This is a genomic window from Burkholderia sp. WP42 (genome assembly GCF_000745665.1).
Taxonomy (GTDB): domain Bacteria; phylum Pseudomonadota; class Gammaproteobacteria; order Burkholderiales; family Burkholderiaceae; genus Burkholderia; species Burkholderia vietnamiensis.
The window spans coordinates 359,377-386,240 of the sequence record NZ_KN050724.1 but is presented as its reverse complement, the minus strand read 5'-3'; the positions used below and the strand labels follow the sequence as shown (position 1 = coordinate 386,240).

Genomic DNA, 26,864 nt, shown 5'->3' with positions numbered 1-26,864 from the left:
CGGAACTGCGGCCGCTGGTGCGCGCCGCTGCGCTGATGTTGCTGGCTGCGGCGTCCGCGCATGCGCACGCGGCCGGCATCATGAACCTCGGCGCGGCCACCGCGCGCGCCGCAGGCGGCGGCAGCGGCGCGGCCGGCGGCGTGCCGGGCATGCCGAACCTCGGCGTGTCGCCGCAGCAGGCGGCGCAGGCGAGCCAGCCGTCGATCCGCAACCTCGGCTACGCCGCGCATGCGATCGCGGCCCAGATCGCCGCGCAGCAGAACGCGGCCGCCGCCGCGGCGAAGCTGCCGTCGAGCGTGCCGAACGGGCTCGCGCCGGGCGGGCTGCAGGTGGCGGCCGGCGCGACGGCCGACACGAGCAATCCGGTGCTGTGGTTCAACGCGAACGCGCCGACGCAGAGCGTCGACGCGAACGGGCACGTGAACGTCGACGTCAAGCAGACCGGCCAGAATGCGGTGCTCACGTGGGAGACGATGAACGTCGGCCGTCAGACCACGCTGAATTTCGACCAGTCGGGCGGCACGCAGACCAACGGTGCGAACAACTGGGCGGTGCTGAACCGCGTCAACGATCCGAGCGGCCGGCCGAGCCAGATCCTCGGCAACATCGCCGCGCAGGGCGCCGTCTACGTGATCAACCGCAACGGCGTGCTGTTCGGTGCCGGCTCGCAGGTCAACGTGCATTCGCTGGTCGCGTCGTCGCTGAACCTGCTCGACATGAAGAAGCAGCTCGTGCCGACCGCGGACGGCATCGTCGCGAGCAACCTGCAGTTCCTGAGCGTGCAGCCCGGCAAGACGGGCGGCCTGGCCTATCCGCAATCGGGCAGTTCGAGCGGCGTGGCGGGCGCCATCGGCCGCCCGAACGAGGTGCTCGGGCTCGGCGGCCCGGTGCTGCTGAGCGGCGCGTATCAGGCGCCGGGCGACGTGACCATCGAGCAGGGCGCGTCGATCACGACGCACACCAACGGGACGGCGAGCGACGGCGGCTTCGTGCTGGTCGCGGCGCCGAACGTGACGAACGCCGGCAGCATTTCCGCGACGGCCGGACAGGTGGTGCTGGCGGCGGGCGTCGGCGTGAGCCTGCGCCCCAACACCGCCGGCGTGACGGCTAATCCGCAGGTGCTGTTGCCGGAGTTGAGCGGACAGATCGTCAAGACCGACCTGCAGACCGGCGGCACGATCGACGTCACGCCCGCCGGCACGCTGACCAACACCGGCATCGTCCAGGCCGCGCGCGGCAACGTGAACCTGCTCGGCAGCCGCGTCGCCCAGAACGGCGTGGTCGGCGTGACGACGAGCGTGAACACGCCGGGCACGATCACGATCTCGACCGCGGACGAATATGCGTCGAACGATCCGCTCGGCAATCCGTACCCCGGCTCGGGGCTGGTCTCCAGCGGGACCGGCGGCGCCGACAACGTCAATCGCGCGGGCCTGCTGAGCTTCGGGCCGCAATCGGTGACCACCGTGCTGGCGGACAGCGCCGGCCAGACGGCGACGTCGACGCCGGGCACGACCTTCACGCCGGGCGGCATCGCGATGACGGCCGGTTCGGTGTGGTTCCAGCGCGGCTCGCTGATCGAGGCGCCGGGCTCGAACGTGTCGGTGACGGCCTATGTGCCGTCCGTCGTGTCGAATTCGACGCCGGGGCAGAGCGCGGTGCCGGGCCGCATCTACGTGGACGACGGCGCGACGATCGACGTATCGGGGCTGGCCGACGTGCACGCGCCGATCTCGCAGACGCTGCTGACCATCGACCGGATCGGCCAGAACGAGCTGGCCGACTCGCCGTTGTTGCGCAACAGCTTCCTGTTCGGACTGAAGGGCGTGGTCGTCGACAGCACGCTGACCGGCACGCGCAGCGACGGCGTGCAGTGGGTCGGCAGCCCGATCCTGAACCTGTCCGGCTACGTGAACCTGATTCCGCGCACCGTCGATCAACTGCTGACCAACGGCGGCACGATCACGCTGTCCGGCAACGAGGTGATGACCGCGACCGGTTCGTCGATGAACCTGAACGGCGGCTACGTGCATTACGACGGCGGGATGGTGAACACGACGCGGCTGGTGGACGCCAACGGCGCGATCGTGCCGATCGGGCAGGCGAGCCCGTACGAGCGCTATGTCGGCATTGCCGGGCAGTTCGTCGAAAGCCATCCGCGCTGGGGCGTGACGAAGTCGTGGTTCAACCCGCTGCAGACGGGCGCCGCGTACCAGGCCGACTACATCGTCGGCGGCAATGCGGGCACGCTCGACCTGTTCGCGTCGCAGGCGCTGGTGCTCGACGGCGACGTCAGCGCGCAGGCGTTCGGCGGCGCGAAGCAGACGCAGGGCAACAGCCTGCCGTCGGGCGGTACGTTCAACCTCGGCGCGGACCCGAAGCTGGCCGGCGGCGCGCTGGCCGGGATGGCGTGGAACGCCGCGGCCAGCACGTCGCTCACGATCAACGGCATCGCAGGCCTCGTGATCCTGCAGAACGAAGCGCCGCAGCTCGGCGCGTTGATGCCGGGCTTTTCGATCGACACGCGGCTCGACCCGAGCGCGTCGGCGGCGCTCGCCGCGAACGATCCGGACAATCTGCCGGCCGCGCAGGTCGTGCCGGTGGCGACGCTGAATCGCGGCGGCTTCGCGAGCCTGAACGTGACCGGCGACAGGAACGCCGGCAAGGGCATCGAGGTCGCGCAGGGCACGCAGCTGAACCTGCAGCCCGGCGGCTCCGTTTCGCTCGACAGCTCGGCGATCGGCGCGGACGTGAACATCGCGGGGCGTGTCTCGGCGCCGTCCGGCAAGATTTCGGTCACGAGCGGCGGCAATGTCGTGGTCGGCCCGCACGGCGCGCTCGACGCGGCCGGCCAGTGGGTGAACAACGACGTGCAGGCCGCGCCGGGCACCACGCCCGGCAACAGCCAGTTCGTCGACGGCGGCAGCATCTCGCTGTCGGCGATGCAGGGCTCGACGCGCGTGAACGGCGCCGACGTGGATGCGACCGGCTCGATCGTGCTGCAGCCGGGCAGCGTGCTCGACGTGTCGAGCGGCGGCGAGATGCTCGCGAACGGGCAACTGCTGATGCGCGACGGCGTGCCGGTCGGGCGCGGCGGCAACGTCACGTTGCAGACCTATGCGGCATCCGGCGCGACCAGGCAGTTCGGTCACACGCTCGACGGCGGTGCGCCGCTGCCCGCCACGCAGCCGAGCGCCGGCACGATCGCGATGGGCGGCTCGATACTGAGCGAAGGCTTTTCGGGCGGCGGCACGCTGACGCTCGAGGCGCTCGGCTTGCGGATCGGCGGCGACCGCTCGGCCGCCTCGCCGTGGGACGTGTACCTGCCCGACAGCTTTTTCGCGCAGCAGGGCTTCGGCAAGTACGTGCTGAACGCGTACTACGACTCGACCATCGCGCCGGGCGCGACGCTCGCGCTGACGCAACGCAACCGCATGCCGGACGCGCTCGCGCTGCAGCGCACCGGTTCGGGCGCGAACCTCGCGTCGGCGGGACTGACGACGATCGGGCAACTCGACGCCTATCACCGGCAACCGACGAGCCTCGTGTTGACGGGCGGCAACTATCTGACTTGGCAGAGCACGCCCAATGGCCCGCCGCCGTCCTATGCGGACGTGACCGGCGCCGTGACGCTGGCGTCGGGCGCGTCGATCCATGCGGATGCCGGCGCGAGCATCGGCTTCGGTTCGCCGCTGCAGGTGACGGTGCTCGGCTCGGTGGTCGCGCCGGGCGGCTCGATCACGCTGAGCGCCGATACGGGCGGCGGCCCGTTTGCGCAGCCGGGGCAAGCCATCGTGTTCACGCCGAGCGCCGGCCGCTCGGTGTGGCTGGGCGCCGATGCGACGCTCGACGCGGCCGGTGTCGCGTTGGCCGATCCGCTGGCCGCGCCGGTCAGGATCGGCGCGACGACGGTCACGCCGCATACCGGCAAGGTGTTGCCCGGCGGCTCGGTGACGCTGTCGAGCGATGCCGGCTACGTGGTCGCGCAAGCCGGCTCGACGATCGACGTCTCGGGCGCGTCGACGAACTTCGACCGCCTGCAGGCGAACGGCGCCTATGCGTCGCAACCGGTGTGGAGCGACGCCGGCTCGATCACGCTGTCGGCCGCATACGGGCTGTTCGCGGACGGCAAGCTGGCGGGCCACGGCGGCGCGTCGCAAGCGCGCGGCGGCACGCTGACGATCCTGCCGCACCAGAACGGCGGTTCGCCCGGCGCGACCGCGCTCGTCGTGCGGCAGAGCGGCACGTTGCTGCCCGCCGGGTTCGCGCCGGGCGCGGCTGTCCCGACGCCGGCCGATAGCGCGGCCGGCCAGCCGAGCGGCGTGATCGAGTTCGCCGCGGATCGCCTCGACGGTTCGGGGATCGCGAATCTCGTGTTGGGCGACAGCACGCCGTCGCCGCTTTCGGCGCCGGTGCCGACGATCGCCTTCGCGGGCAACGTGAGCCTCGCGCTGCCCGAGTCGGTGACGCTCAATGGCGGGCGCATCGCCGCGATCGGCATGGACCAGCTGCAGACGCTGCTGGCGACGCCGCAGCTGCCGGGCGCCGCCGGTTCGGCGCTCGACGCCCTTTTGTCGCAGGCGCCGGCTCACCCGCTCGGCACGAAGGTGACGATCGACGCGCCGTACGTCGCGCTGGCGGGCCCGACGGCAACGTCGTCGACGCCGCAGTTCGCGCCGGTCGAGACGCTGTCCGATGCGACGCTGAACGTCAATGCGTCGTTCGTCGATCTGCGCAACCAGATCCAGCTCAACAACTTCGGTCACGCGAACCTGAGCAGCCGCGGCGACATCCGGCTGAGCTCGACGAGCGTGTCTCAGCAGGGCAATGCGCTGCTGCCGGGCGTGCTGTACACGCCGGGCAACGTCACGTTCAATGCGGCGAGCCTGTATCCGGCCACCGGCAGCACCTTCATCGTCGATGCGGTCGGTCCCGTCGATCCGGTCACGGGCCAGCGTGCGCCGACCACCGTCACGTTCGGCTCGACCGGCGCGTCCGGCACGCCACTGTCGGCGGGCGGCACGCTGCTCGTCGACGCCACCGACATCGTGCAGGGCGGCACCGTGCGCGCGCCGTCGGGCGCGCTCGTGTTCGGCGTCGGCGATCCTGCGAGCGGTGCGACGCAGAAACAGTTCGGCACGCTGCCGCTCGTCGCGACCGATTCGGTGACGTTCGCGAACGGCAGCGTCACGTCGGTCTCGAACGGCACGTCGATCATTCCGTACGGCACGACGATCGACGGCGTCGAATGGCAGTTCAATCCGCTCGCCGGCGCGTCGGCGGGGGACCTGAACGCGCCGCCCGCGAAGTACGTGGGCGTGAACGGCGCGCGCGTCGCGCTCGGCAAGGGCGCGACGATCGACCTGTCGGGCGGCGGCGATCTGCAGGCCGCCGAATGGGTGCCGGGCACGGGCGGCACGCGCGACGTGCTGGCGCAATACAACGTGAGCTATGCGAGCGGCAACGGGGCAACGGCGGTGCCGGTCAACGCCGGCGCCGGGAACGTCTACGCAATCGTGCCGGGCGTCCAGTCGCCGGTCGCCGCATACGATCCGATGTTCGCGCAGACGCTGCAGCCGGGCGTCGCGAGCAACGGGACGCCGACGACCACGACCGCGACGCTCGATGTCGGCCAGGCCGGCTTGCACGACGCGATCGGCAAGGCTGTGTACCTGTCCGGCGTGCCGGGCCTGAAACCCGGCTACTACACGCTGCTGCCGGGCAAGTACGCGACGCTGCCGGGCGCGTACCGCGTGACGGTGTCGGGCACCGGCGGCAACGTCGTTCCGGGCGCGACGCAGGTGCGGCCGGACGGCACCGTGACGACGGCCGGCTACTTCGCCGACGCGGTCACCGGCGGCCGCAGCGCGACGCCGACGCTGTTCGACGTGCAGTCGGGCGCAACCTGGCAGCAGTATTCGCAGTACACGCTGAAGGGCGCGAACGATTTCTTCGCCGCGCAGGCCGCGAAGCAGGGCAACGTGACGCCGCCGCTGCCGGTGGACGGCGGTCAGCTCGTGCTCGCCGCGACCAAGGCGCTGGCGCTCGGCGCGACGCTCAACGCGGCGCCCGGTGCACTCGGCGCGCCGGCGGAGGTCGACATCGCGTCGCGCGACATCCAGATCACCGGCAGCGGCAGCGCGGCATTGGCCGGCTATCTGCAGATCGGCAGCGATGCGCTCGATTCGCTGAATGCCGGCAGCCTGCTGATCGGCGGCACGCGTGCGGCGACCGCGAACGGCGTGACGATCACGCCGATCGCGAACAGCGTGGTCGTGTCGAACGACGCAGGTTCGTCGCTGAAGGGCCCCGAGATCCTGATCGCGACGAGAACCGACGCGGGCGGTACGGATCCGAATGCGGCGAACGGCTTGCGCGTCGACGCCGGGGCATCGATCGCGGCGGCGGGCGACTACCCGGCGGCCAAGGATCAACCGATCACGATCGCAGGCGACGGCGCGCTGCTGCGCGTATCGAACGGCGCGATGGCGCCGCTCACGCGCAGCGGCGCGACCGGCGCCGGGCTGTTGACGGTCGGCGCGGGCGCGACGCTGTCGGGCGGACAGGCGCTGCTGCTCGATTCGTCCGGCACGCTGAAGGCCGACCCGAGCGCGCTGCTGTCGGCCAAAGCGATCACGGTGGACGGCTCGGCGATCACGTTCACGAATGCGGGCGGCGCAGCCGCGGCGGGCCTGCCCGGTTTCGTGATCGATCCGTCGGGCCTCGCGCAGTTCGCGAACGCCGATCTCGTGTCGTTGCGCAGCTATGGCGCGATGGGCTTCATCGGCGACGTGAATGCGACGTTCGGCAAGCACGTCGACCTCAGCGCGGGCACCTTCACGAGCGACGGCGGCCGCGTGACGCTGAACGGGCAGCAGATCGCGTTCACCAACGAGACGGGCGCGCCGAACGGCGCCGTCACGCCGGGCCGCGGCACGCTGACGGTCAACGCGCAGGAGATCGATTTCGGCGCCGGCACGAAGTCGCTGAGCGGATTCGCGTCGGCGAACCTGAGCGCGAGCGCCGGCATCGTCGGGCAAGGCACGGGGACGTTCGATTTCGGTGCGCTGCCGGTGACGCTGAACGCGCCCGTGTATCTGGCCGATACGCGTTCCGCGTCGACCGTGAAGACGGCCGGCGCGCTGACGTTGAACGGCGCGGCGGGCGCCGCGTTGCCGCAGACGCCGGTCGGCGGTGCATGGCACTTCGTCGGCGCCACGCTCGCCGACAACGGCGCGACGATCGCGGCGCCGGCCGGCAACGTGAGCCTCGAGGCGACCACCGGCAATCTGACGATCGGCAGCGGTTCGACGGTCAGTTCGGCAGGCGTGTCGAAGCAGTTCTTCGACGTGACGCAGTACGCGCCGGCCGGTTCGATCACGCTGACCGCCGATGCGGGGACGGTCGACCTGCAGCCGGGCGCGACGCTCGATTTCTCGGGCGCGAAGGGCGGCGGCGCGGCGGGCAGCCTGACGCTGTCGGCGCCCAAGCAGGTCGTGAACCTGAACGGCACGATCAAGGGCGGCGCGGCGAGCGGCTATGCGGGCGGCTCGCTGTCGCTCGACACGGCCGGTGCGGCCGACCTCGACGCGCTGGCGAAGACGCTCGCGTCGAGCGGCGTGAACCAGTCGATCGACATTCACACGCGCTCGGGCAACCTGACGCTGTCGGCCGGCAATGCGCTGTCCGCTCACGCGGTGTCGCTGACGGCCGACGGCGGCGCGGGCAACGCGTCGGATGCGGCGAACGGCAACGTCGACGTGCTGGGGACGATCGATGCGTCCGGCAAGGCGGGCGGGCAGATCAGCCTGTACGGCAAGAGCGGCGTCGATATCGAGGGCTCGCTGCTCGCGAAGGCAACCGATGCGAGCCAGCGCGGCGGCAAGGTCGCGATCGGCACGAGCGCGACGTTCGATCCGGCCGTCGCCGATCCGTACAACGCGAGCTACGGCTATGAGAACGTGTCGGCCGCGCAGTCCGGCGCGATCCGGCTCGGTTCGAATGCGTCGATCGACGTGTCCGGCGGTACGCCCGGCGGCACGCTGGACGGCACGGTCGATTTCCGCGCGCCGCTGCTGCGCGACGGCACGGTCAACGTCGTGCTCGACGGAAGCCGCGTGCGCGGGTCGCGCAAGACGACGGTCGAAGCGTATGCGGTGTGGAGCACCGCCGATGCGACGACCGGCTCGCAGCATTTCGACGGCCTCGTCGATCCGGCCGGCTGGTACGACGGCAGCGGCCATCTGCTGGCGGGCACGTTCACGGTGCCGGGCAGCACGCCGGCGACGTACAGCTATACGCCGGGCGGCGCGGGCGGCGGAACGCTCGTCAACGACGCGACCGGAGAGTCGACGGCGGTGACCGAGGATCAATTGCGCAACGGGATTTCCGGCAGCGGCTTCACCGGGCTGTCCGGCGCGTACTTCGCCGCCGCGGCCGCCAACGCCGATCATGTCGCGTTCTACGGGTATCGCGCCGACGCGTCCGGCGCAGCGCCGGGCACGCTAATGGCATTCGTCCAGCATGGACCGGATGGCGTCGCCGGCCAGTTCGCCGCTGCATCGCTGCAGAATTTCAGCGTCGCGCCGGGCATCGAGCTCGCCAATCCGGGCCGTGCGGTCAACGGCGGCAATATCTCGGTGCTGTCGAACTGGAACCTCGGCGCGGGCGCGCCGAACAACAGCGGCAGCATCACGCCGGATTTCCGCTATCGGTCGACGATCGCGCCGACGCTGACGTTCCGCGCGGCCAACGATTTCGATGCGTACGCAAGCATTTCGGACGGGTTTTATCAGAGCCAGGTGGCGTCGATCCTGGGCGGATCGGGGCCGGCTACGGCAACCGGCACTTATACGGACGCGAAGCAGCAATTCGACCAGTTGGTGTCGCTTGACGATCCGACGCAGGTGACCGTGACGTTTACGAACGGGGGAACGGCGGGCCTCACGTCGCTGGATCCGAATGCAATGCTGGTATCGCCGCTGACGGGGCAGACCGGTGGCTATTACTCGGCATATCTGTCATATACCGGCGCGTGGCAACAGGATATCGAAGCGTGGACGTCGCCGAATTCCTCATCGATTTACACCGGGCACATTCTGCCGGTCAGGCCGTCGGTTACGCCGGCGCCGGTACTGGCCGATCATTCGACCTACAGCGACTATCTGACGGCCTATTGGGGCTCTGACCTCACGAGCGGCCCCGCGCCCGGCACTTACATGAATGGGTACACCCCCAGGACGGTTACGAGTTTTGGCACACCTGCCGCACCGACTCCGCCGACCGGCCTGGCCGCGAACGCGACGTTGTCGGAGCAGCGTGCCTACCTTGCCGATTACGCGAACTATATGCTCGCATATTCACGCTATTTCAATCGTCGGCTCCCGAGCCTGTTCACACCGCCCGTACGTGCATACAACGTGTTCTATGCGCCCATTGCGCCTTCGTCGGTGCCGGATACCGGCGTCGTGAATATCGGCGCGCTACCCGGCAACGCGGCGGCGAACGTGCCGACCGCGAACAATCCGCTACCGGTCGCTTTCGCGACCTTGCTCGGCGGCGAAAGCTCGTCGTACCGGATCGTGTCCGGCGCCGATGTGTCGAGCGCGAACCCGCTCGCGTTGCAGCCGGCTTCGACGTCCACGAACGCAGCGGCGGCTTCCGCCAACCTCGGCAACGTGGTGCTGAGCGGGCACACGGGCTACGTGGACAGCAACGGCTTGACGCTCGTCGAACCGGTAACGATCCGGACCGGCAAGGGATCGATCGACGTGGCGGCCGGCAACGACGTGTCGTTGTTCGACACGTCGCGGGTCGCCGATCCGTCGACGCTGATCATTCCGGGCGTGATCTATACGGCCGGCGCGCCGGCGGCAGGCGCGCCGCCGGTCGGTTTGACGACCGCGATCGCGCATGGCAACGTCGCCGGCCTGCAGGACGTTCTGGTGACTTCGGCAGTGAATCCCGATTCGGCCGGCGACATCACGATTCATGCGCGACGTGACATCAAGGGCATGCAGAAGGTGATCGACGCGAACGGAACCGTGACCGGAAATGCCGGTAACTCGATCGACCAGTATTGGTGGCAGTGGATGCAGATCACCGGCGCGAAAACGGCCGACGGCAACACACTCGTTGCTCCGCTGGCCCGGACCTCGATCGATTTCGGCGCCTTCGACCAGGGCGTGATGAGCGTCGGCGGCAATGTCTCGCTCAGTGCCGGCGGGAATATTTCGGATCTCGCGGTGTCGTTGCCGACCACCTGGTACAAGGACGCAACCGGCCAGCCCGTCACCGTCGGCGGCGGCAATCTGTCGGTACGCGCCGACGGCGACATTTTGAGCGGCACTTACTTCGTCGCGAAAGGCGCGGGCGTGATCTCGGCAGGCGGCAGCATCGGCTCGGACATCGCGGTGCCGGTGTCGATCCCCGGGCAAGCTCCAGTAGCGGTATCGACGATCCTGGCGACCCAGGACGGCGTGTTCGACGTGACCGGCCGACAGGGTGTCGAGCTCGGCGCGGTGCTCGATCCGTCGTATGCGAGCGCGTTCCCTCAGGCAGGCGATTCGCCGACCCACCAGATCAACCTGCAGTACTACGGGCAGTACGCCGACAGCCAGGGCTACTCGCCGACCTCGTCGGTGAACGTGTCGTCGACGACCGGCGATATCCGGCTCGGCGCAATCGGCAGCCTGTTGACCGGTGCGAACGGCGTGCTGCCGGCCAGCGTCAATCTGACCGCATTCAGCGGCGGTATCGACGTCGAATCGGGCGGTACGCTGTTTCCGTCGGCGCTCGGACAACTGAACCTGATCGCGGATCGGTCGGTGCGTCTGTCCAACGCCGCGGCGTTGTCGGTCGGCAGCGACACGGCGCCGGCGACGCAATTCGGCCTGTCGGACGCCGATCCGTCGACGATGCCGTCGCCGACCAACCCGCTGCCGGTCGCCGCGATCCCGGCGCTGACCGACGCGACGCTCGCCGCCCATGCGCGCACGGCGCTGCACGGGGACGACGCGACCCCGGCGCGGATCTACAGCGTGAACGGCAGCATCGTCAACGGCGTCGCCGACACGTCCGCCGACGGCGACGGCTTCTATCGCAACCTCCTCACGCTGTCGATCGACAAGCCGTCGCTCGTGCAGGCCGGACAGGACATCGTGAACCTCGCGTTCTGGGGGCAAAACCTGCGCGGCTCGGACGTGACGCGGATCGTTGCCGGCCGCGACATATACGACACGCCGACGCCTCAGAACGGCAGCGGCGTGGTGCCGGTCCTGTCGGTCGGCGGCCCTGGCTGGTTCGATGTCCAGGCCGGCCGCAACATCGGCCCGCTGACGAGCCAGGCCGAGCTCTACAACCAGCACGCCAACACAGGCGGAATCGCGCACGTGTTCACGGGCATCGACGCGGTCGGCAACGCGAACAACCCGAATCTGCCGCACCAGAGCGCGAACCTCGACGTGCTGTTCGGCGTGGGCCCCGGCATCGACGTTCCCGGTTTCGTGGCGGCCTACGTCGCGCCGGGCAGTTCGGTCGCCGGCGTGCCGAGCGCGACGCCGGCGTTGATCGCGTTCATGGAGCAGTACGACGCGGGGCTGCGCGTCGATACGGGGCTGCAGGCCGACCACGACGCGGCGCTCGCGAACGTCGGCCGGCTGACGGCCGCCGAAGCGTGGAAGCAATTCCAGGCGTTGCCGTCGTATGTGCAGCAACGCTTCGCGCAGAAGGTGCTGTTCGGCGTGCTCGCGCAGGTCGGGGCCGACTACAACGATCCGTCGAGTCCGTACCGCGGCCAGTATGCGCGAGGCTATCAGGCGATCAACACACTGTTCCCCGGTTCGCTGGGCTATACGGCGAACAGTCTGGGCGGCGGATCGAACGGCGCGAACCGGCAGGTCGCGACCGGCAATCTCGACATTCGCAGCACGACGATCCAGACCCAGCAGGGCGGCGACGTGACGATCCTCGGCCCCGGCGGGCAGGCGCTCGTCGGCAGCACGACGGCGCCGCCGCAGATCGTCGACGGCACCGGGAGCGTGGTCGCCGGCCCCGGCACGATGGGGATCCTGACGCTCGAGAAGGGCAACGTCGACATCTTCACGGACCAGAGCGTACTGCTCGCGCAGAGCCGGATCTTCACCGAGCAGGGCGGCGACATGACGATCTGGAGTTCGAGCGGCGACATCAACGCGGGCAAGGGCGCGAAAACGGCGGCCGACACGCCGGCGCCGCAGTACGTGTGCGACGCGAACCATTACTGCACCGTCGACGCGCGCGGGCAGGTAACGGGCGCCGGCATCGCGACGCTGCAGAGCATACCGGGCGCGCCGAAAGGCACGGTGAATCTGATCGCGCCGCGCGGCACCGTCGATGCGGGCGACGCCGGCATTCGTGCGGGCAACCTGAACGTTGCCGCGTTGCACGTCGTGAATGCGGACAACATCCAGGTGACGGGCACCGTGAACGGCATCCCGCTCGTGCAGGCGGTGAACACCGGGGCGTTGACCGCCGCGAGTTCGGCCGCCTCGGCCGCGAGCCAGGCCGCGCAGGACATTGCGAAGAACAACGCGTCGGGCGTCGCGCCGCGTCGCTGGACGATCAGCGTGCAGGTCGAGGGCTTCGGCGACAACGGTCCGGATGGCGGATCGAAGCGGCGCAGGCCGGAGCAGGTCGGCTACGATTCGTCGAATTCGGTTTCGCTGCTCGGCTTCGGCGCGCCGGGGGCGACGCAGAAGACGCTGCTGAGCAAGGACGAGCTGGCGAAGCTGAACCGGTTCTGAAGCGCGCGTCGCAGCGGGACGCGCGCTGCCGGGGCGGCGACGGGTGACGTCGGTCGCCGGCCGCGCAGCGCGGCGAGCCACCGGGACTTCCCGGTGGTCCGTCGCGATTCGGCTCGTGACGTGCCCTGACGTGCCGGACCGGCGTAGGCGTCGCAGGCAGCCGCGGAAAGTCGACATCAAGATCGGCGATGTGACGCGCGTAGTGCTTGGCGGGATTTCATCGACGCTGGGGCAGTCGCAGACGCCGTGTGCTTCGGCCCCAGAGTGATCGGTTATCGGCTCACTGTGCCGCATCGGGCAGCGCCGTATCGCGCAGGCGCTCGGCTCTCTCCTTTCGGTTCGAACCCGATGCATCGCTTCACCACGGCTCGCGTGAATCGCTGCGCTGTCCGCAATGAAAAACCCCAAAGGTCGGCTTCCGACCTTTGGGGCTCCGTCCGTCACTCGACGCGCTTCATCCGCGCGCCGATTCGGAAGCGATCCGGCTTACCGGCCCGCGTAGCCACCCGAACCGCAGATGGTCGAGTCGTTGATGTCGAGGAAGTTGCCGCTCGAGTTGCTCAGGAAGTTCGCGGAAATCGCGGTCTGGAAGCTCGACGGAACGGTGTCGAAGCCGTTGCCGTGCACGACCGACGCGTAGCTCGCGTTCGTGTAGTGGTTGTTGAGGAAGTCGTGGATCGCCGTAGCCGCGGCGCCGTTCGCATAGCACTGGCTCAGGATGATCTGGCTCGTGCCGGAGACCGGATAACCGGATGCAGGGTTCGCCAATGCGGTATACGCCGAGCCCGACACCGGCACCCAGTTGGTCGGATCGCTGGCGGCAATGCCCGAAGGCGGAGCGATCGTGCCGAGCGCCGTCTTGGCGTTCGTATACGTCGGGGCGTAGTACGCCTTGGCCGCCGTGTTGTACAGGCTCGCGATCGGCAGTTGCAGCGCGCCCGACGACGTGACGACCGAGCTTTGCGACGCGAGGAACGTGTTCGTGTAGTCCGGACTCAGATACGCGACGGCGGCCGTACCGGCAGCCGACAACGACGCGAGCGAAGCGCGCACGCCGCCGCTGCCCGACGCCGCGACGAAGTTCGCCGGCACGCCGGACGGGAATGCGACCGTGTTCGCGAACGTCAGCGAATCGACGAACGACACGCCGGTCTTGGTATTGGCCGTCGTGCAAACCGCGTGCAGATGGCGGGTCAGCAGTTCGGTCGTGCCGCTGCCGTCCGCACGGTAGACGACCGAGATCGCCTTGTTCAGCGGATAGGCCGAGCCGGTTTCCGGGTTGGTGACCTGGTTCCAGTTCGTCAGCTTGCCCGAGAAGATGCCGCACAGGTCGTCGTCGTTCAGCGCGACGCTGTGCGCCTGACCCGGCGTCGTTTGCGGCGTCGTCGTGCTCGTCACGGCAGGGCCGTTGACGACCGGCACCGTGATGGCCGTCACGATGTACGGGATCTGGATCAGCGGGCCGTTGCTGGTGCCGAGGCCCGTGTTGTTGTACGCGCTGACCTGAGCGGTCGTGAGCGCGGCATCGCTGTTGGCGAAATGCACCGTGCCGGTCACGCCCGAGCCGAAGAAGGTCGGCTGGTTGTTCAGGAACGCGTTCTGGCCGGCGCCCGAGCCGACCGAGTAGTACGTGAACGTGCCTTCGGACGTGCCGAACAGGCCGATTTCACCGGACGCCGGCGACACGGCGCCGATCGTCGGTGCGACGAGCGACGAGCCGCCGCCCTGAATCACCGGGCCGGCGGCCATCGCCACCGATGCGCCCATGCCCGCGACGACGAGAGCCAGGACCTGGCAGATCTTGCGCTTGCTGGATTTCATGAGAAATTTCCTTGGACGAAGATAAACGGGAACCCCTGCTACTGCGGTTGGAATACTTGTGGACCGCCGGGTAAATGTAGGTGTAAATCGAAAATGTCCGTGTGAATTTTTCATAACGAATGATGCGTAACATTTTGAGCGAATACGGCATTGCGTTACTGGAATTGGCGATGCCGTTATTTCGCCTGCGTTCGCTGCGGACCGGCGTCCCGGATGTTGGGCATTCGCATCGACGCATCATCGCAATGCTCGCTCGGGCACCGCGCTTGCGCTGAGTCGGCGCGCTGCAAAGCGCTAACCCAATGCCAAGTCGGTTTCATGTCGAATGGTGCGTAACATTTCACGCGTCGTCGCTTGAACGACGTTTTCGTCGGCGTATTTAAATCGGCGAAACGTATTGAATCGAGTATTCGATCTGCATTATAAGAGCGAGTGATTTAAAGATTCGGAGATTAAGGTGCGTGTTCTGAAATCGTTTTTGTGTGAGGCGAGTTGAATCGTATCGGCAGATAATCGGCCGCGATCAAAAAGGTAGCCCAACATCGGTCACAAATTTGCGCCGGTTCGCGCCTTAGTCTTGCGCGGGCGACGCGATCCGCCTTGCCGTCTCAAGTCATCGCGGGCGGTCGCGTACGTGACAGGAGAATCCCGGCATGTCGGCATTCCGCTACGAAGCGATCGATCCCACCGGCCGCACGCTGAAGGGCGTGCTCGAAGCCGACAGCGCGCGCGCCGGCCGCAGCCAGTTGCGCACGCAAGGCCTCACCCCGCTCGTCGTCGAACTGGCCGCGCAACGTCTGAACGGTGCGCGTCAGCGGCGTCTGTCGCTCGGCCGCAAGCTGTCGCAGCGCGAACAGGCGATCATCACGCGCCAGCTCGCGAGCCTGCTCGTCGCGGGGCTGCCGCTCGACGAATCGCTGTCGGTGCTGAGCGAGCAGGCGGAGCGCGAATACGTGCGCGAACTGATGGCGTCGATCCGTGCGGAAGTGGTCGGCGGGCATTCGTTCGCGAATGCGTTGACGCAGCATCCGCGCGACTTCCCCGACATCTACCGCGCGCTGGTCGCGGCCGGCGAACACACCGGCAAGCTCGGCGTCGTGCTGGCGCGGCTCGCCGACTACATCGAGCAGAGCAACGCGCTGAAACAAAAGATCCTGCTGGCCTTCACTTATCCGGGCATCGTCACGCTGATCGCGTTCGGCATCGTCACGTTCCTGCTGAGCTACGTGGTGCCGCAGGTGGCGAACGTGTTCACCAGCACGAAGCAGCAGCTGCCGACGCTGACGGTCGTGATGATGGCGCTGTCCGGTTTCGTGCGGCACTGGTGGTGGGCGTCGCTCGCGGCGACGGTCGCGATCGTCTATGCGATCCGCAAGGTGCTGTCGCGCGATGCGCCGCGCCTCAGGTTCGACACGTGGGTGCTGACCGCGCCGCTCGCCGGCAAGCTCGTGCGCGGCTACAACACGGTGCGCTTCGCGAGCACGCTCGGCATTCTGACGGCGGCCGGTGTGCCGATCCTGCGCGCGTTGCAGGCGGCCGGCGAGACGCTGTCGAACCGCGCGATGCGCGCGAACGTCGACGATGCGATCGTGCGCGTGCGCGAAGGCTCGGCGCTGTCGCGCGCGCTGGCCCATACGAAGACGTTTCCGCCGGTGCTCGTGCACCTGATCCGCTCGGGCGAAGCGACCGGCGACGTGACGACGATGCTCGATCGCGCATCCGAAGGCGAGTCGCGCGAGCTGGAGCGCCGCACGATGTTTCTGACCAGCCTGCTCGAACCGCTGCTGATCCTCGCGATGGGCGGCGTGGTGCTCGTGATCGTGCTGGCGGTGATGATGCCGATCATCGAGCTGAACAACATGGTGCAGTGATGGGCGTGTCAGCGCGCGAACGCGTCGGCGTGCCCGGCCGCGGGCAGCGTGATCTCGCGGCGCAGCCCGTTGCGCTCGACGACGATCGAACGCGCGTGCACGTCGGCGAGCGTCGCGGTTGCGCCGATCGGCGCGCCGCGCGACACGACGCGGGCCGCGTCGCCGCCGACGCCGACGATCGCGGCCGCGCGGCGTGCGTCGAATGCGATCACGCCGAGCACCCGGACCGCATCGCGGCCGTCATCGGGCGGCGCGCCGAACAGCCGTGCGCCGGCCGCGACGTCGGGCGGTGCGGGCAGCATCGGCACGGCAACCGGCGCTGCGGTCGTGCCGAGCACGCGTACCGCATACAGCGATACGGCGACAAGCGCAGCCGCGGCGGCCAGCGTCGCGACGACGGCGACGGGATCCGCGCGGGACGCGACGGTGTGGAGCAGCGTGAGCGGTTTCATGGCGATCGGGCGGTTCGGGCGACGCTTTCCATTCTTTGACGCAACGGTGAATCCACGATGACGCGGCACGAAAACCCACGAACCACGGACGCGCGGCGGCCGCGCACAGGCACGCAACGCGGCTTCACGTTGCTCGAGATGCTGGTCGTGCTCGTGATCGTCGGGCTGCTGGTCGCGGTCGTCACGCTCACGCCGTCGCGCAATCGCCGTACCGATCTCGCCGAGGAAGCGCAGCGGCTCGCGAACCTGCTCGAATCGGCGGGCGACGACGCGCAGGTGCGCTCGATACCGATCGCATGGCAAGCGGTCGGCGGCGGCTACCGGTTCGTCCAGCGCACCGACGGCGGCGGCTGGGCGCCGATGACGGACGACCTGTATCGCGCGCGCCGCTGGGGCGCCGCGGTGACCGGCGTCACCGTACGCTACACCGGCGGCGGCGACGCACCGTCGCCGGTCGTGCTCGGCAACGAGGGCATCGACGTGCCCGTGACGATCACGCTGTGGTCCGGCGACGTGCGGATGGCGGTGGTCGGCACCGGTATCGGCAACTTCGTCGTGCGCCGGCCGTGAGCGATGCGGCGCATGAGGCGGGCCGGTTTCGCGCGACCGCACGCTTCACCTGACTGTCACAGTGCCCGCTCACAATCTGACGTTCGCTCGCGACGGTACGGCTGTCGGCGGGATGCGTTCCGGCACGCGGCGTGCAACTCCACTTCCGACCAGGGATTCATGACTCGTTCACGGGCGCCCACCGGTGTCGTGGCGCTCGTCGCGTGGCTCGTGTTCGTCGTGCCGTGCCTGCGCGGCGCGCTCGCGCAGGAGGCGGGTGTCGCGGGCCGCCCGCCGGGCAGCGTCGCGCACTTCGCGCTGCGCGCGCAGCCGCTCGCGAAGGCGCTGCAGGATTTCGCGCGCTTGACCGAGCTGCTCGTGCTCGCGCCGGCGCCGCTGCTCGACGGCCGCACGAGCGCACCGGTGCAGGGGGACTTCGCACCGCGCGACGCGCTCGAGCGGATGCTGGCAGGAACGGGGTTGCGCGCGGAATTCGCGCGCCCTGACGAAGCGATCATCGTCGCGCAGCCGGCCGCCGATGCGGCGCCGTCCGCGGCCGACGCATCGGACGCCGCGCTGCCGATCGACGGGATAGGCGAATCGGGCGAGCGGCGTGCGTTCGCGGGCATGCTGCAGGCGCATCTGATCGATGCGCTGTGCGCGCAGCCCGCGGCCGTGCCGGGCAGCTATCGACTCGTCGCGCAGGTGCGCATCGACAACAGGGGGACGGTGGTGGCAGTCAACATGGTGGCATCGAGCGGTTCGGCCGCCCGCGACGCGGCGGTGCTGCACGCGTTGCGCGCGCTGAAGCTGGACGATGCGCCGCCGGCCGACCTGCCGCAGCCGGTCACGATCCTGCTGCGGCCGGAGGGCAACGGCGTGCATTTTCGTTGTCCGCCGGCGGCGTCGCGAGGCTAGGGCGACATGTCCGATACGTCAGATACGTCCGACACCACGCGCGGCGGCCTCCGGAAGCTGCTGGCGGCGCGCTACGCGTACCTGGTCAGGCGTCTGGAGCGCGTGACCGGCTCGAAGGACGGCGCGACCGACGCGCTGCACGAGACCTGGCTGCGCCTCGAGAACGCCAACGTGTCGACGCAGGTGACGAACGCGGACGCCTACATCCTCGGGATGGCGAACAATGTCGCGATCGACCAGCATCGCCGCGAGCGCCGCCATCTGCACGACGACGACGTCGAAACGCTGCTCGAGACGCCCGACGAGCTGGCCGACCCGGAGCGCATCGTTGCGGCGCGCCGCAAGGTCGACACGCTGAAGGACGTGCTGCTCGGCCTGCCGCCGCGGCGCCGTGCGATCCTGCTGGCCGCGCGCGTGGACGGGCTGCTGAACCGCGAGATCGCCGAGCAGTTCGGCATCTCGTTGCGGCTCGTCGAAAGCGAACTGAGCGCGGCGATGAAGTACTGCCTGCAACGCATGCAGGAAGACGGCGATTCGTACACGGGCTCGCGAGGCGGGCCGCGTAAATTTTGAGTACCCGGATGATGACGAAAGCCCAGGCAGAACCCGCCCACGACGCCCTCGACGAAGCGAGCGCGTGGCTGCTGCGTCTGCGCTCGGGCGAAGCGAGCCAGGCCGACGCCGACGCGTTCGAGCGCTGGTGCGCGCAGCGTCCGCAGGCGGCCGCGCTGCTGCGCGACACGTGGGGATCGTTGCGCACGGCGGCCGCCGAACTCGCGCAGGAAGAACGCACGAGCGCCGCGTGGGCCAGCGTCGCGAAGCGCGAGCGCACGATGCGCACGGGCCGCCGCGCGTTCATCGGCTTCGCGGTGGCCGCGGGCGCGTCGTGGCTCGCGGTGCGCCCGCCGCTGCAGCTGTGGCCGTCGCTCGGCGACCTGACCGCCGATTACCACACGGGCACCGGCGAGCAGCGCAGCGTCGCGCTGTCGTCGCGCGTGACGGTCGCGCTCAACACGCAGACGCGCATCGACATGCTGCCGGCGAGCGATGCCGCGCACGGTGTCGAAGTCGTCGCGGGCGAGGCTGAGATCGACGCGGCCACGCCGCCCGCCGGCCGCGCGACGCCGCTGCAGCCGGTGACCGTGGTCGCCGGCGACGGCCGCATGCAGGCTACCGTCGCGCGCTTCAATGTGCGGCGCACCGGTGCGCAGGTGTGCGTGACGTGCCTGTCCGGCACGGTCGCGCTCGCGCATCCGCGCGGCGCGCGCACGCTGAAGGCCGACGATCAGGTGGTCTACAACGATCGCGGCGTGCAGCCCGTAACGCGCGCCGATCCGGGCGCGATCAGCGCGTGGCGGCGCGGCATGCTGGTGTTCAACGACGTGCCGCTGTCGAGCGTCATCGACGAAATCAACCGCTATCGTCCCGGCCGGGTCGTGCTGCGGCGCACCGCGCTCGGCGCCAATCGGATGCAGGCGCAGTTTCCGATCGCGCGGCTCGACGACGTGATCGACATGGTCGGCCGCCTGTACGGCGCGCACATCACGCGCCTGCCCGGCAACATCGTGTTGCTGAGCTGACCGGCGCGTTCTTCGCCTTCTTTCTCCTTCTTTCTCCTTCCTCTGCCGCAACGGCCGGCGTGCTCGCGCTGCCGCGCGCGCGTTGCGGGTTACCGTCGTCCGATACGACCTGATCAATGAGGGCCGGCAAACGTCGGGCCGCCGTATGCGGCTGCCCGGTGGCGCGTGGTCGGATCCGGGGCGTGGATGGCGGGCGCCCCGGCCGTGCAGCGATGCGCGGCGCGGGGGATCGGTGTCGAGGCAGCTTCGGGCGGTGGCGTGATGATCGACGAATCGCAACGGGATGCGGATTCCGGCGACGCGCACGCGCGCGCCGACGCGATCCGCGAAGGCGCGGTGCGCTGGCTGCTGTGGCTGCGCACCGGCGAGACCACGGAACACGAACTCGACGCGTTCCGGCGCTGGCGCGCGCAGAGCGACGAGCATGCGCGCACCGTGCGCGAGCTGATCTGGATGTGGGCCGTGCTCGCGGCGATCGGCGGCCCGGAGCGGGGCGGCTCGACGCGTACGCATTGAGCGCTCGGTCCATGCGGCATGCCGGGCCGCGGCGGAATCGTTTTCGTCTGCGCGGCAGCGCGTCGTGCGCGAAATTCTGCGGGTTAGGCGCGCCCGCTTCGACCTTGTATACGAGAGAGCGAGGGGGCCGTGAAGCGGGACCGGAGGCCGATGCGGGCCTGCGGATCGCCGCCGCGTGGGGCGTGGGGTGTGGCGCAGTGAGCGGCCGGCCGCGGGCAGTCGTACGTGCCACGCCGCGCGGCGTCTAGCCGATCGTCCACGTCGCGTGGCGGTTCACACAGAAACGGGAAGCGTTCGAACAACGGGCGGATTCTTGCAGAGCAACGATATGGTCGACCATCCATTGCAGCAGCTCGCCGCCGTGCCGGACCTGCGCCGGGCGCCAGTCAGGCATCGTCGCGACGTGCGCGTAAGTAAAGTGCGCGTCACCGCGTGCGTCGATGGCGAACCGCGCGCCGCGACGGCAGGCGGCGGTGCGCGTTCGGTCGCTCGCGAGGCGGCTGCTGCGGCCCGGCAACGGCGAGCGTGCCGGGGCGAACGATACGGAGCGGCCCGATGACGCGCGCGGTGGTCGAACGCTTCGTCGAACAGAGCCCGATGGCGATCATGACGCGGCTCATGCTGCAATGCGCGCTGCACGACGACTGGCCCGATACGCGCGACGATGCAGGCGGCGAGCCCGACGACGAGCCGATCCGCGAGGCGCTGTTCGCGCGCGCGGTCGATGCGATCGCGGCGATCGCCGCACGGGCGCGCACGCGATCCGATGCGGGCGGCAGCGCATCGACCGGCGGCGCCGCGGTCGCCGCGCTGCACGACGCGATGAGCCGGCTGCGCGCCGGCTGGGGGCGTGCGCTCGTGAAGGACAGCGCGGAGCTGCTGCAGCCGATCGCGGCGGTGCGCGCGGACGAGCGCGGATTCGAGGGGATGCGGCTGCGCGTGCTCGAGGACGCGGACGACGGATGGATGGCCGCGCCGGATGCCGGCGATGGCGGTCGGCTGCGCGACGCTGCTGCGCGCGAACGCGCGCCCGACACCGGCGCGCGCGTGCTGCCCGTCTACGATCCCGATCTCGGATTGATCGTCGATCTGCTGCCGGTCGAACGCGGCCGGCAGAACGCGCGCGCGTTCGTCGCTGCGCTGCTCGAGACGGTGCGGCCCGGCGAGCTGTGGATCGTCGACGGAGGCTTCGATGCGGACGCGATCCTGTCGGGCTGGCCGCGCCGCGGCGGCGCGTTGATCTTGCGCGAACATGGGCGCGCAAGCGGATGCCGGCCGCTCGGTGCGTGGCGCGAGGCCGGCGCATGCGGCGACGGCCTCGTGTACGAGCAGCCGGTCGCGATGGCGGGCGACGACGATGCGGCCGGTGCGTTGCGCCGCATCGAATGGCGTCGCGCGCGGGCGGACGGCGATCTTGCGGGGACGACCACGCTGTTGACGGACTTGTCGCCGGCCCGGTGCGATGCGGTGCAGATCGTGCAGCTGTCGCGCCGACGCTGGCGCGACGCGCTGCCGTTGCCGCTCGCGCCGGTACGGGAAGGTGCGCCGTTCGGCGACGCGCCGGCGCGCGCGTCGCTGCTCGCGTGCGGTATCGCGGCGCTCGCGTACAACGCGTTCAGCATGATGACCCAGGTGATCGGCGCGGCGCTCGACCTCGACGCGCGCAACGCCGAACGTCTCCCGGCGCATATCGCCGACGGCGTCACCGCGGTCTACGCGGGGATGATGGTCGCGCTGCCGCCCGACTGGTGGCGCCGCTACGACCAGCTGCCCGCGACCACGCTCGGCCAGCTCGTGCGGCTGCTCGCCGTGCATGTCGATCCGCGCAGCGAGCGGCGCAAACGGCGCGACCGGCTGTCCGCGAAATCGCAGGCGCTGCTGCGCGCGGCGACGCTCGAACGGCTGCTGCACGACGACGGCGACGATGCTGCCGCGAACGTGTTCAGCCTGCGCACGATCGCGATGGGGACGCGCGACTTCAGCAGCAATCCGTCGAAGGCGCTGCGGCATGCGGGCGATGCGCTCGTGATGGTCACGAAATACAACCGGCCGATCGCGCTGCTCGTGTCGATCGACGACTGGAACCGCCTGCTCGGCGAAGTGCGGGAGACGAGCCTCACGCGCTTGACGTTCGAGTGTGCGATGGCCCCGCAAGCGGCGCGCACGGTCGGGTTGACCGAGTCGTCGCCCGTCTAGCGCGGCGGCGCCTGCGCAACCAGCGCGGCCCGCTTCAACTCGCGAGCCGCCGCACCCAGATCACCGATGTCCACGTGAAGTTGCCGCTGCCGTAGCGCGCGATCAGCGTGTCGACGCGTGCGTTGATCCGCGCCGAATGCACGCGGCAATGCACGATGAAGTAGCCGCTGGTGACGCCCACGGCCGCGCCGTCGGGCAGCGTCGCGTTGCCGCCCGGCGCGGGCAGCAGATATTCGGCGATGTCGCCGGTGCTGACGAAGTACGCGGTGGCGCGCCGGTCGACGAGCCGCTTTGCCTGGCTTGCCGACAGCGTCGGAATCGCCGCGACGAGCACCGGCTCGGCCGCCGTGTTCGCATTCACCATCGTCAGGTCGGGCAGCACCGTCACGAACGGTGCGACCGCATCGATCGCACGTGCGTCGTAGCCGGGAATGCGGGCGAGATCGTCGACGCTCACGAGTTGCAGCGGCCAGCCGTCGGGGCCGTTCGTGTCGCGCAGCGAGCGCAGCATGTAGTCGGCCGTCGCTTGCGCGAGCGCGGCGTCGAGCCCGAGTGCGCCGAGCAGGCGCCGATACGCGAGCACGCCTTCCGCGTTGGCCTGCCACGGCTTGCCCGGCGCGACGCGCGACACGAGGTTCAGCAGGTTGAAGCGCGCCTGCGCGTCCTCGACGTTGCCGGCGATCGACGCGCGCGCAAGCTCTGCATTGACCGCGATCGCATCCGGCGGCAGCAGGTCGGACAGCCGCACGTCGGCGAACGGCGTCGACCACGGCTGGCCGACGAAGGTGACGTTCGACGTCGCGTTCTGCGCGCGCAGCAGCGCACGCGCCCATTCGACCGCGGCGCGCTCGACCCACATCGTCTGCGTCGCGAGCCGCTGGTTCTCGACGTCGCGCATCGCCACCTGCTGGCGCCACAGCACGCTGGCCGCGAGTGTCGCCGCCAGCGCGACGACCAGCAGCACCGTCACGATCGCGATGCCGCGCGCGCGCGGCGCGCGTGTTGCACAGGATCTTCCGTGTCGATGCATTCGCGTGCCCCCGTTATGTGGTCGCAGCCGCGTTCAGATCCTGATTTATGCCTCGAACGCCAGCCATGCGTGAGCGATGCTCGCATGCGCAGATGACGTGACGCCGAACGTCGCCGCAAGCGCCGCGACCCAGCATGCGAGCGTCGCGGGGCGCAGGTCGCCGCCGTCGACGGCGAGCGGCCCGACCAGTGCCGGGATCGCATGCGAGCGCCACATCAGCAGCACGAACAGCGTGCAGCCGATCGCCGTCGCAACGAAGAACATGAACAGCGCGACCGTCGAGCGGCGCGTGAACGGCATGCGGTGATGGCGCTGATTCGCCGCGACGATCGCGATGCCGTTCGCGACGGGCACGATCGCGATCGCGAATGCCCAGAACAGCGGCTGGTCGCTCGACGCGTTGACCAGCAGCAGCGCGCCGATCGACCAGACCGGCGGTGCGAGCAGCGTCAATGCGCACCACGACAGCAGTTGCCACGCGAGCCACGGCGCCCGCCAGCGCAACGGGCGCGGCGACGCGACGCTGCGGGCGGCGGCCGCGCGCTGCGGGTTCGGCGGTGCGGCCGCGCCGGCGATTCGGCCGGCGAGCCAGCGCACGAGCATCGTGGCGAATGACATGAAACGGACCCTTCGTCGGCGTGTTGTTCTCATTTGATTAAGACGGATCGGGGCGCGCGATACCGCAGCCTTTCACGATGCGTGCGCGATCGCCGTCGCTCTGGTGGATATCTTCAGCTCAATGTCACAAAAACTTCCCGATAGCATCAGACGATGGTCGGGCTGCCCGCATGGCGCATCGCGCATCGCGCGATGCCCGTCGGGCGGCGTACGTTTGCCGACGCTGCAAGCAAGTGCAACGCCGTAGAGCCGTGATGGCCACGCAAACGATACGCATACGAAACCGGGGGCCACGCACATTCCTGCACGGCATCCCGCGCGAGCGCGCGGGCTTCCGCCGTGCGCGCATTGCAGGCCGCATGCCGTCGACGCCGCTGCTGGAGCGGCGCCGTCGGCCGCGCGTATTCGCGGGCCGAGCGGCGGCTGCACGTGTTAGGCGTCGCGCCGGCTGCTCGCACAAAAAAGTTTGCGGCAATGCGTACTTCGTTCCGTCTAGGTAGGTGAGAGCGGCAAGCCGGTGCATCGGGCACGCTCGCGACGCGGTCGAATGCGATGCGGCCGCGTCGATGGTTGCGGGTTGTGCGATGACGATTCGTCCTTTCCGATTGACACGGTCGAGGCCGTTCGACAGTGCGACGGCGGTGACACGAACGGCGCCATCGTTCGATGCTACGGCTGCGGGTATCGGAAATCTCGGCAACGCACCGCGCAGTCCACGATAAGGATGGCGAACCAAGCGTCATCAAAGTGAAACAGGCATTTGATAACGGAGCGGGCGGCGCATGCAGCACGGCCGGTCCGGGAATCGGAACCACATAGGGGAATGGCGCATGCCGCCGAGAGTAGACCGCAAGTCACGCGAACGATGGCGGCTGAGATGCCGATGCCTGGCCGGCGCCGTATTGGCCGGCGGCCTGTGCGGCGCACCGGGCGTGCGCGCACAGCAAGCCGCCGCGGCGCCGGCCGCGAGCGCCGCCGCGCCGCAAGCGCCGGCGCCGCAGACGTTCGACGTCAACGCATTCGTCGTGCGCGGCAACACGACGTTGCCCGCGCTCGAGATCGAGAAGGCCGTCTATCCGTTCGAAGGGCCGGGCCGCACGCTGGCCGACGTGAACGGCGCGCGCGATGCGCTGCAGAAGGTCTATCAGGATCGCGGCTATCAGTCGGTCGTCGTCGAGTTGCCGCAGCAGCAGGTGAAGAACGGCGTGATCCTGCTGCAGGTGACCGAGGCGAAGGTCGGCCGGCTGCGCGTCGAAGGTGCGCGATACGACTCGCCGCAGAACATCCGCGACGCGGTGCCCGCGCTCGCCGAAGGCAAGGTGCCCGACTTCAACCAGGCGCAGCAGCAGCTCACGGGCCTGAACCGCTCGGCGGACCGGCAGGTGATTCCGGTGCTCAAGCCGGGCACGATGCCGCAGACGGTCGACGTGGATCTCAAGGTCGACGATCACAGCCCGCTGCACGGCACGCTCGAACTGAACAACGACAACAGCCCCGGCACGTCCGCGCTGCGCACGAGTGCGAGCCTCAGCTACTCGAACCTCTGGCAGCTCGGCCACGTGATCTCCGGCACCTACGTGATCGCGCCGCAGCATCCGAACGATGCGCGCGTCTATGCGTTTTCGTATCTCGCGCCGATCAGGGACACGCGCTGGAGCTTCCTCGCGACCGTCGTGCATTCGGACAGCAACGTCGCGTCGGTCGGCGGCACCAACGTGCTCGGCAAGGGCACGACGTACGGCTTCACCGCGATTTATGCGCTGCCCGGATCCGAAACCTACGCGCACACGGTCAGCATCGAGATCGACCGCAAGCATTACGACGAGAACGTGAGCGTGGTCGGCCAGACCTCCACCGCGCCGCTGACCTATGTGCCGGTGACGTTCTCGTACAGCGGCCAGCTGAGCCTGACGAACTCGCAGACGTCGTTCTCCGCGTCGCTGACGACCAACATCCGCGGCCTCGGCAGCGACTGGGGTGCCTGGGACAACAAGCGCTACAACGCGACGCCGGATTTCGTGTACGGCAAGTTCGACGTCAACCATACGCAGCGCTTCGCGAACGACATGCAGGCCAACGCGCACGTGAGCGCGCAGCTGTCGAACTCGCCGCTCGTGTCGAGCGAGCAGTTCGCCGCGGGCGGGATGAACAGCGTGCGCGGCTACATGCAGGCCGAAGACACCGCGGACAGCGGCGTGATCGCGTCGCTCGAGCTGCGCAGCCCGTCGCTGTCGAAGTGGCTCGGCGGCGCGGTCGGCAGCCGCGTGAACGAGTGGCGCTTCCACGCATTTTTCGACGCCGCGCATCTGTGGCTGCTGAGCCCGCTGCCGGAGCAGACGTCGCGCTTCAACCTGATGAGCGTCGGCGTCGGCACGCGGCTGCAGCTGATGAAGTACGCGAGCGCGGATTTCGAGGCCGGATGGCCGCTGAAGGCCGGCGTCTATACGCGGCAGTACAGCCCGCGTTTCGATTTCTACGTACGGCTGGGGTTCTGACGGATTTTTTTTTGACCGTGCCGGGGCGCTGCGGCG

General features: G+C 69.4%; 13 protein-coding genes. 9 read left to right on the top strand and 4 right to left on the bottom strand.

Going from position 1 to position 26,864, the window contains the following annotated elements; all coding sequences use genetic code 11:
• Positions 1–35 precede the first annotated feature (35 nt).
• Positions 36–12,782: a filamentous haemagglutinin family protein gene (locus EX20_RS26295; RefSeq protein WP_034195290.1), complete on the top strand. Its 12,747-nt coding sequence runs from the start codon at positions 36–38 to the stop codon at positions 12,780–12,782.
• Between the two features lie 486 nt (positions 12,783–13,268).
• Here the strand turns inward: EX20_RS26295 and EX20_RS26290 are convergent, their stop codons facing one another.
• Positions 13,269–14,603: a substrate-binding domain-containing protein gene (locus EX20_RS26290; protein ID WP_011882522.1), complete on the bottom strand. Its 1,335-nt coding sequence runs from the start codon at positions 14,601–14,603 to the stop codon at positions 13,269–13,271.
• A 653-nt stretch (positions 14,604–15,256) separates the two neighbouring features.
• Here EX20_RS26290 and gspF point away from each other — a divergent pair.
• Entirely contained in the window at positions 15,257–16,474 is a 1,218-nt protein-coding gene (gene gspF / locus EX20_RS26285; RefSeq protein ID WP_034195244.1) for a type II secretion system inner membrane protein GspF, read from the top strand.
• Positions 16,475–16,482: 8 nt separating this feature from the next.
• On the opposite strand, the gene EX20_RS26280 is transcribed toward gspF, so the two are convergent.
• Positions 16,483–16,926 (bottom strand): general secretion pathway protein GspC, encoded by a 444-nt coding sequence (locus EX20_RS26280; RefSeq protein WP_034195243.1) that lies wholly within the window; start codon positions 16,924–16,926, stop codon positions 16,483–16,485.
• Between the two features lie 57 nt (positions 16,927–16,983).
• Between EX20_RS26280 and EX20_RS26275 the strand changes: the two genes are divergently transcribed.
• The 6 genes from EX20_RS26275 (at position 16,984) to EX20_RS26245 (ending at position 22,685) form a co-directional block, all read left to right on the top strand.
• On the top strand, positions 16,984–17,496 hold the full coding sequence (locus tag EX20_RS26275) for a prepilin-type N-terminal cleavage/methylation domain-containing protein (protein WP_045577858.1): 513 nt from the start codon (positions 16,984–16,986) through the stop codon (positions 17,494–17,496).
• 159 nt (positions 17,497–17,655) lie between these two features.
• On the top strand, positions 17,656–18,393 hold the full coding sequence (locus EX20_RS26270; protein ID WP_034195242.1) for a secretin and TonB N-terminal domain-containing protein: 738 nt from the start codon (positions 17,656–17,658) through the stop codon (positions 18,391–18,393).
• 6 nt (positions 18,394–18,399) lie between these two features.
• Positions 18,400–18,966 carry an RNA polymerase sigma factor gene (locus EX20_RS26265; RefSeq protein ID WP_011882516.1) on the top strand — a complete coding sequence of 189 codons (567 nt, stop codon included), beginning with the start codon at positions 18,400–18,402 and terminating at the stop codon, positions 18,964–18,966.
• Positions 18,967–18,974: 8 nt separating this feature from the next.
• Positions 18,975–19,973, top strand: a complete 999-nt coding sequence (locus EX20_RS26260) for a FecR family protein (protein WP_051974504.1) — start codon at positions 18,975–18,977, stop codon at positions 19,971–19,973.
• 261 nt (positions 19,974–20,234) lie between these two features.
• Positions 20,235–20,489, top strand: coding sequence for a FecR/PupR family sigma factor regulator (locus EX20_RS26255; protein WP_014725288.1), 255 nt, complete (start codon positions 20,235–20,237; stop codon positions 20,487–20,489).
• A gap of 555 nt (positions 20,490–21,044) precedes the next feature.
• Positions 21,045–22,685: a type II toxin-antitoxin system Phd/YefM family antitoxin gene (locus EX20_RS26245; protein ID WP_034195240.1), complete on the top strand. Its 1,641-nt coding sequence runs from the start codon at positions 21,045–21,047 to the stop codon at positions 22,683–22,685.
• 34 nt (positions 22,686–22,719) lie between these two features.
• Here EX20_RS26245 and gspK read toward each other — a convergent pair whose 3' ends face one another.
• The gene (gspK, locus tag EX20_RS26240; RefSeq protein WP_034195239.1) at positions 22,720–23,715 is read right to left on the bottom strand and encodes a type II secretion system minor pseudopilin GspK; all 996 of its coding nucleotides are present in this window, start codon (positions 23,713–23,715) and stop codon (positions 22,720–22,722) included.
• 45 nt (positions 23,716–23,760) lie between these two features.
• On the bottom strand, positions 23,761–24,333 hold the full coding sequence (locus tag EX20_RS26235) for a hypothetical protein (RefSeq protein ID WP_034195238.1): 573 nt from the start codon (positions 24,331–24,333) through the stop codon (positions 23,761–23,763).
• Positions 24,334–25,163: 830 nt separating this feature from the next.
• On the opposite strand from EX20_RS26235, the gene EX20_RS26230 reads away from it, so the two are divergent.
• Complete coding sequence (locus EX20_RS26230; protein WP_224056195.1) at positions 25,164–26,828, top strand: ShlB/FhaC/HecB family hemolysin secretion/activation protein; 1,665 nt, start codon at positions 25,164–25,166, stop codon at positions 26,826–26,828.
• The last annotated feature ends 36 nt before the right edge of the window (positions 26,829–26,864 follow it).

Coding starts and splice junctions, on each gene's coding strand:
- EX20_RS26245 (WP_034195240.1), top strand. CDS start 21,045: ATGACGCGCGCGGTGGTCGAACGCTTCGTCGAACAGAGCCCGATGGCG.
- EX20_RS26275 (WP_045577858.1), top strand. CDS start 16,984: ATGACGCGGCACGAAAACCCACGAACCACGGACGCGCGGCGGCCGCGC.
- EX20_RS26265 (WP_011882516.1), top strand. CDS start 18,400: ATGTCCGATACGTCAGATACGTCCGACACCACGCGCGGCGGCCTCCGG.
- EX20_RS26290 (WP_011882522.1), bottom strand. CDS start 14,603: ATGAAATCCAGCAAGCGCAAGATCTGCCAGGTCCTGGCTCTCGTCGTC.
- EX20_RS26260 (WP_051974504.1), top strand. CDS start 18,975: ATGATGACGAAAGCCCAGGCAGAACCCGCCCACGACGCCCTCGACGAA.
- gspK (WP_034195239.1), bottom strand. CDS start 23,715: ATGCATCGACACGGAAGATCCTGTGCAACACGCGCGCCGCGCGCGCGC.
- EX20_RS26295 (WP_034195290.1), top strand. CDS start 36: ATGTTGCTGGCTGCGGCGTCCGCGCATGCGCACGCGGCCGGCATCATG.
- EX20_RS26235 (WP_034195238.1), bottom strand. CDS start 24,333: ATGTCATTCGCCACGATGCTCGTGCGCTGGCTCGCCGGCCGAATCGCC.
- EX20_RS26270 (WP_034195242.1), top strand. CDS start 17,656: ATGACTCGTTCACGGGCGCCCACCGGTGTCGTGGCGCTCGTCGCGTGG.
- gspF (WP_034195244.1), top strand. CDS start 15,257: ATGTCGGCATTCCGCTACGAAGCGATCGATCCCACCGGCCGCACGCTG.
- EX20_RS26255 (WP_014725288.1), top strand. CDS start 20,235: ATGATCGACGAATCGCAACGGGATGCGGATTCCGGCGACGCGCACGCG.
- EX20_RS26280 (WP_034195243.1), bottom strand. CDS start 16,926: ATGAAACCGCTCACGCTGCTCCACACCGTCGCGTCCCGCGCGGATCCC.
- EX20_RS26230 (WP_224056195.1), top strand. CDS start 25,164: ATGCCGCCGAGAGTAGACCGCAAGTCACGCGAACGATGGCGGCTGAGA.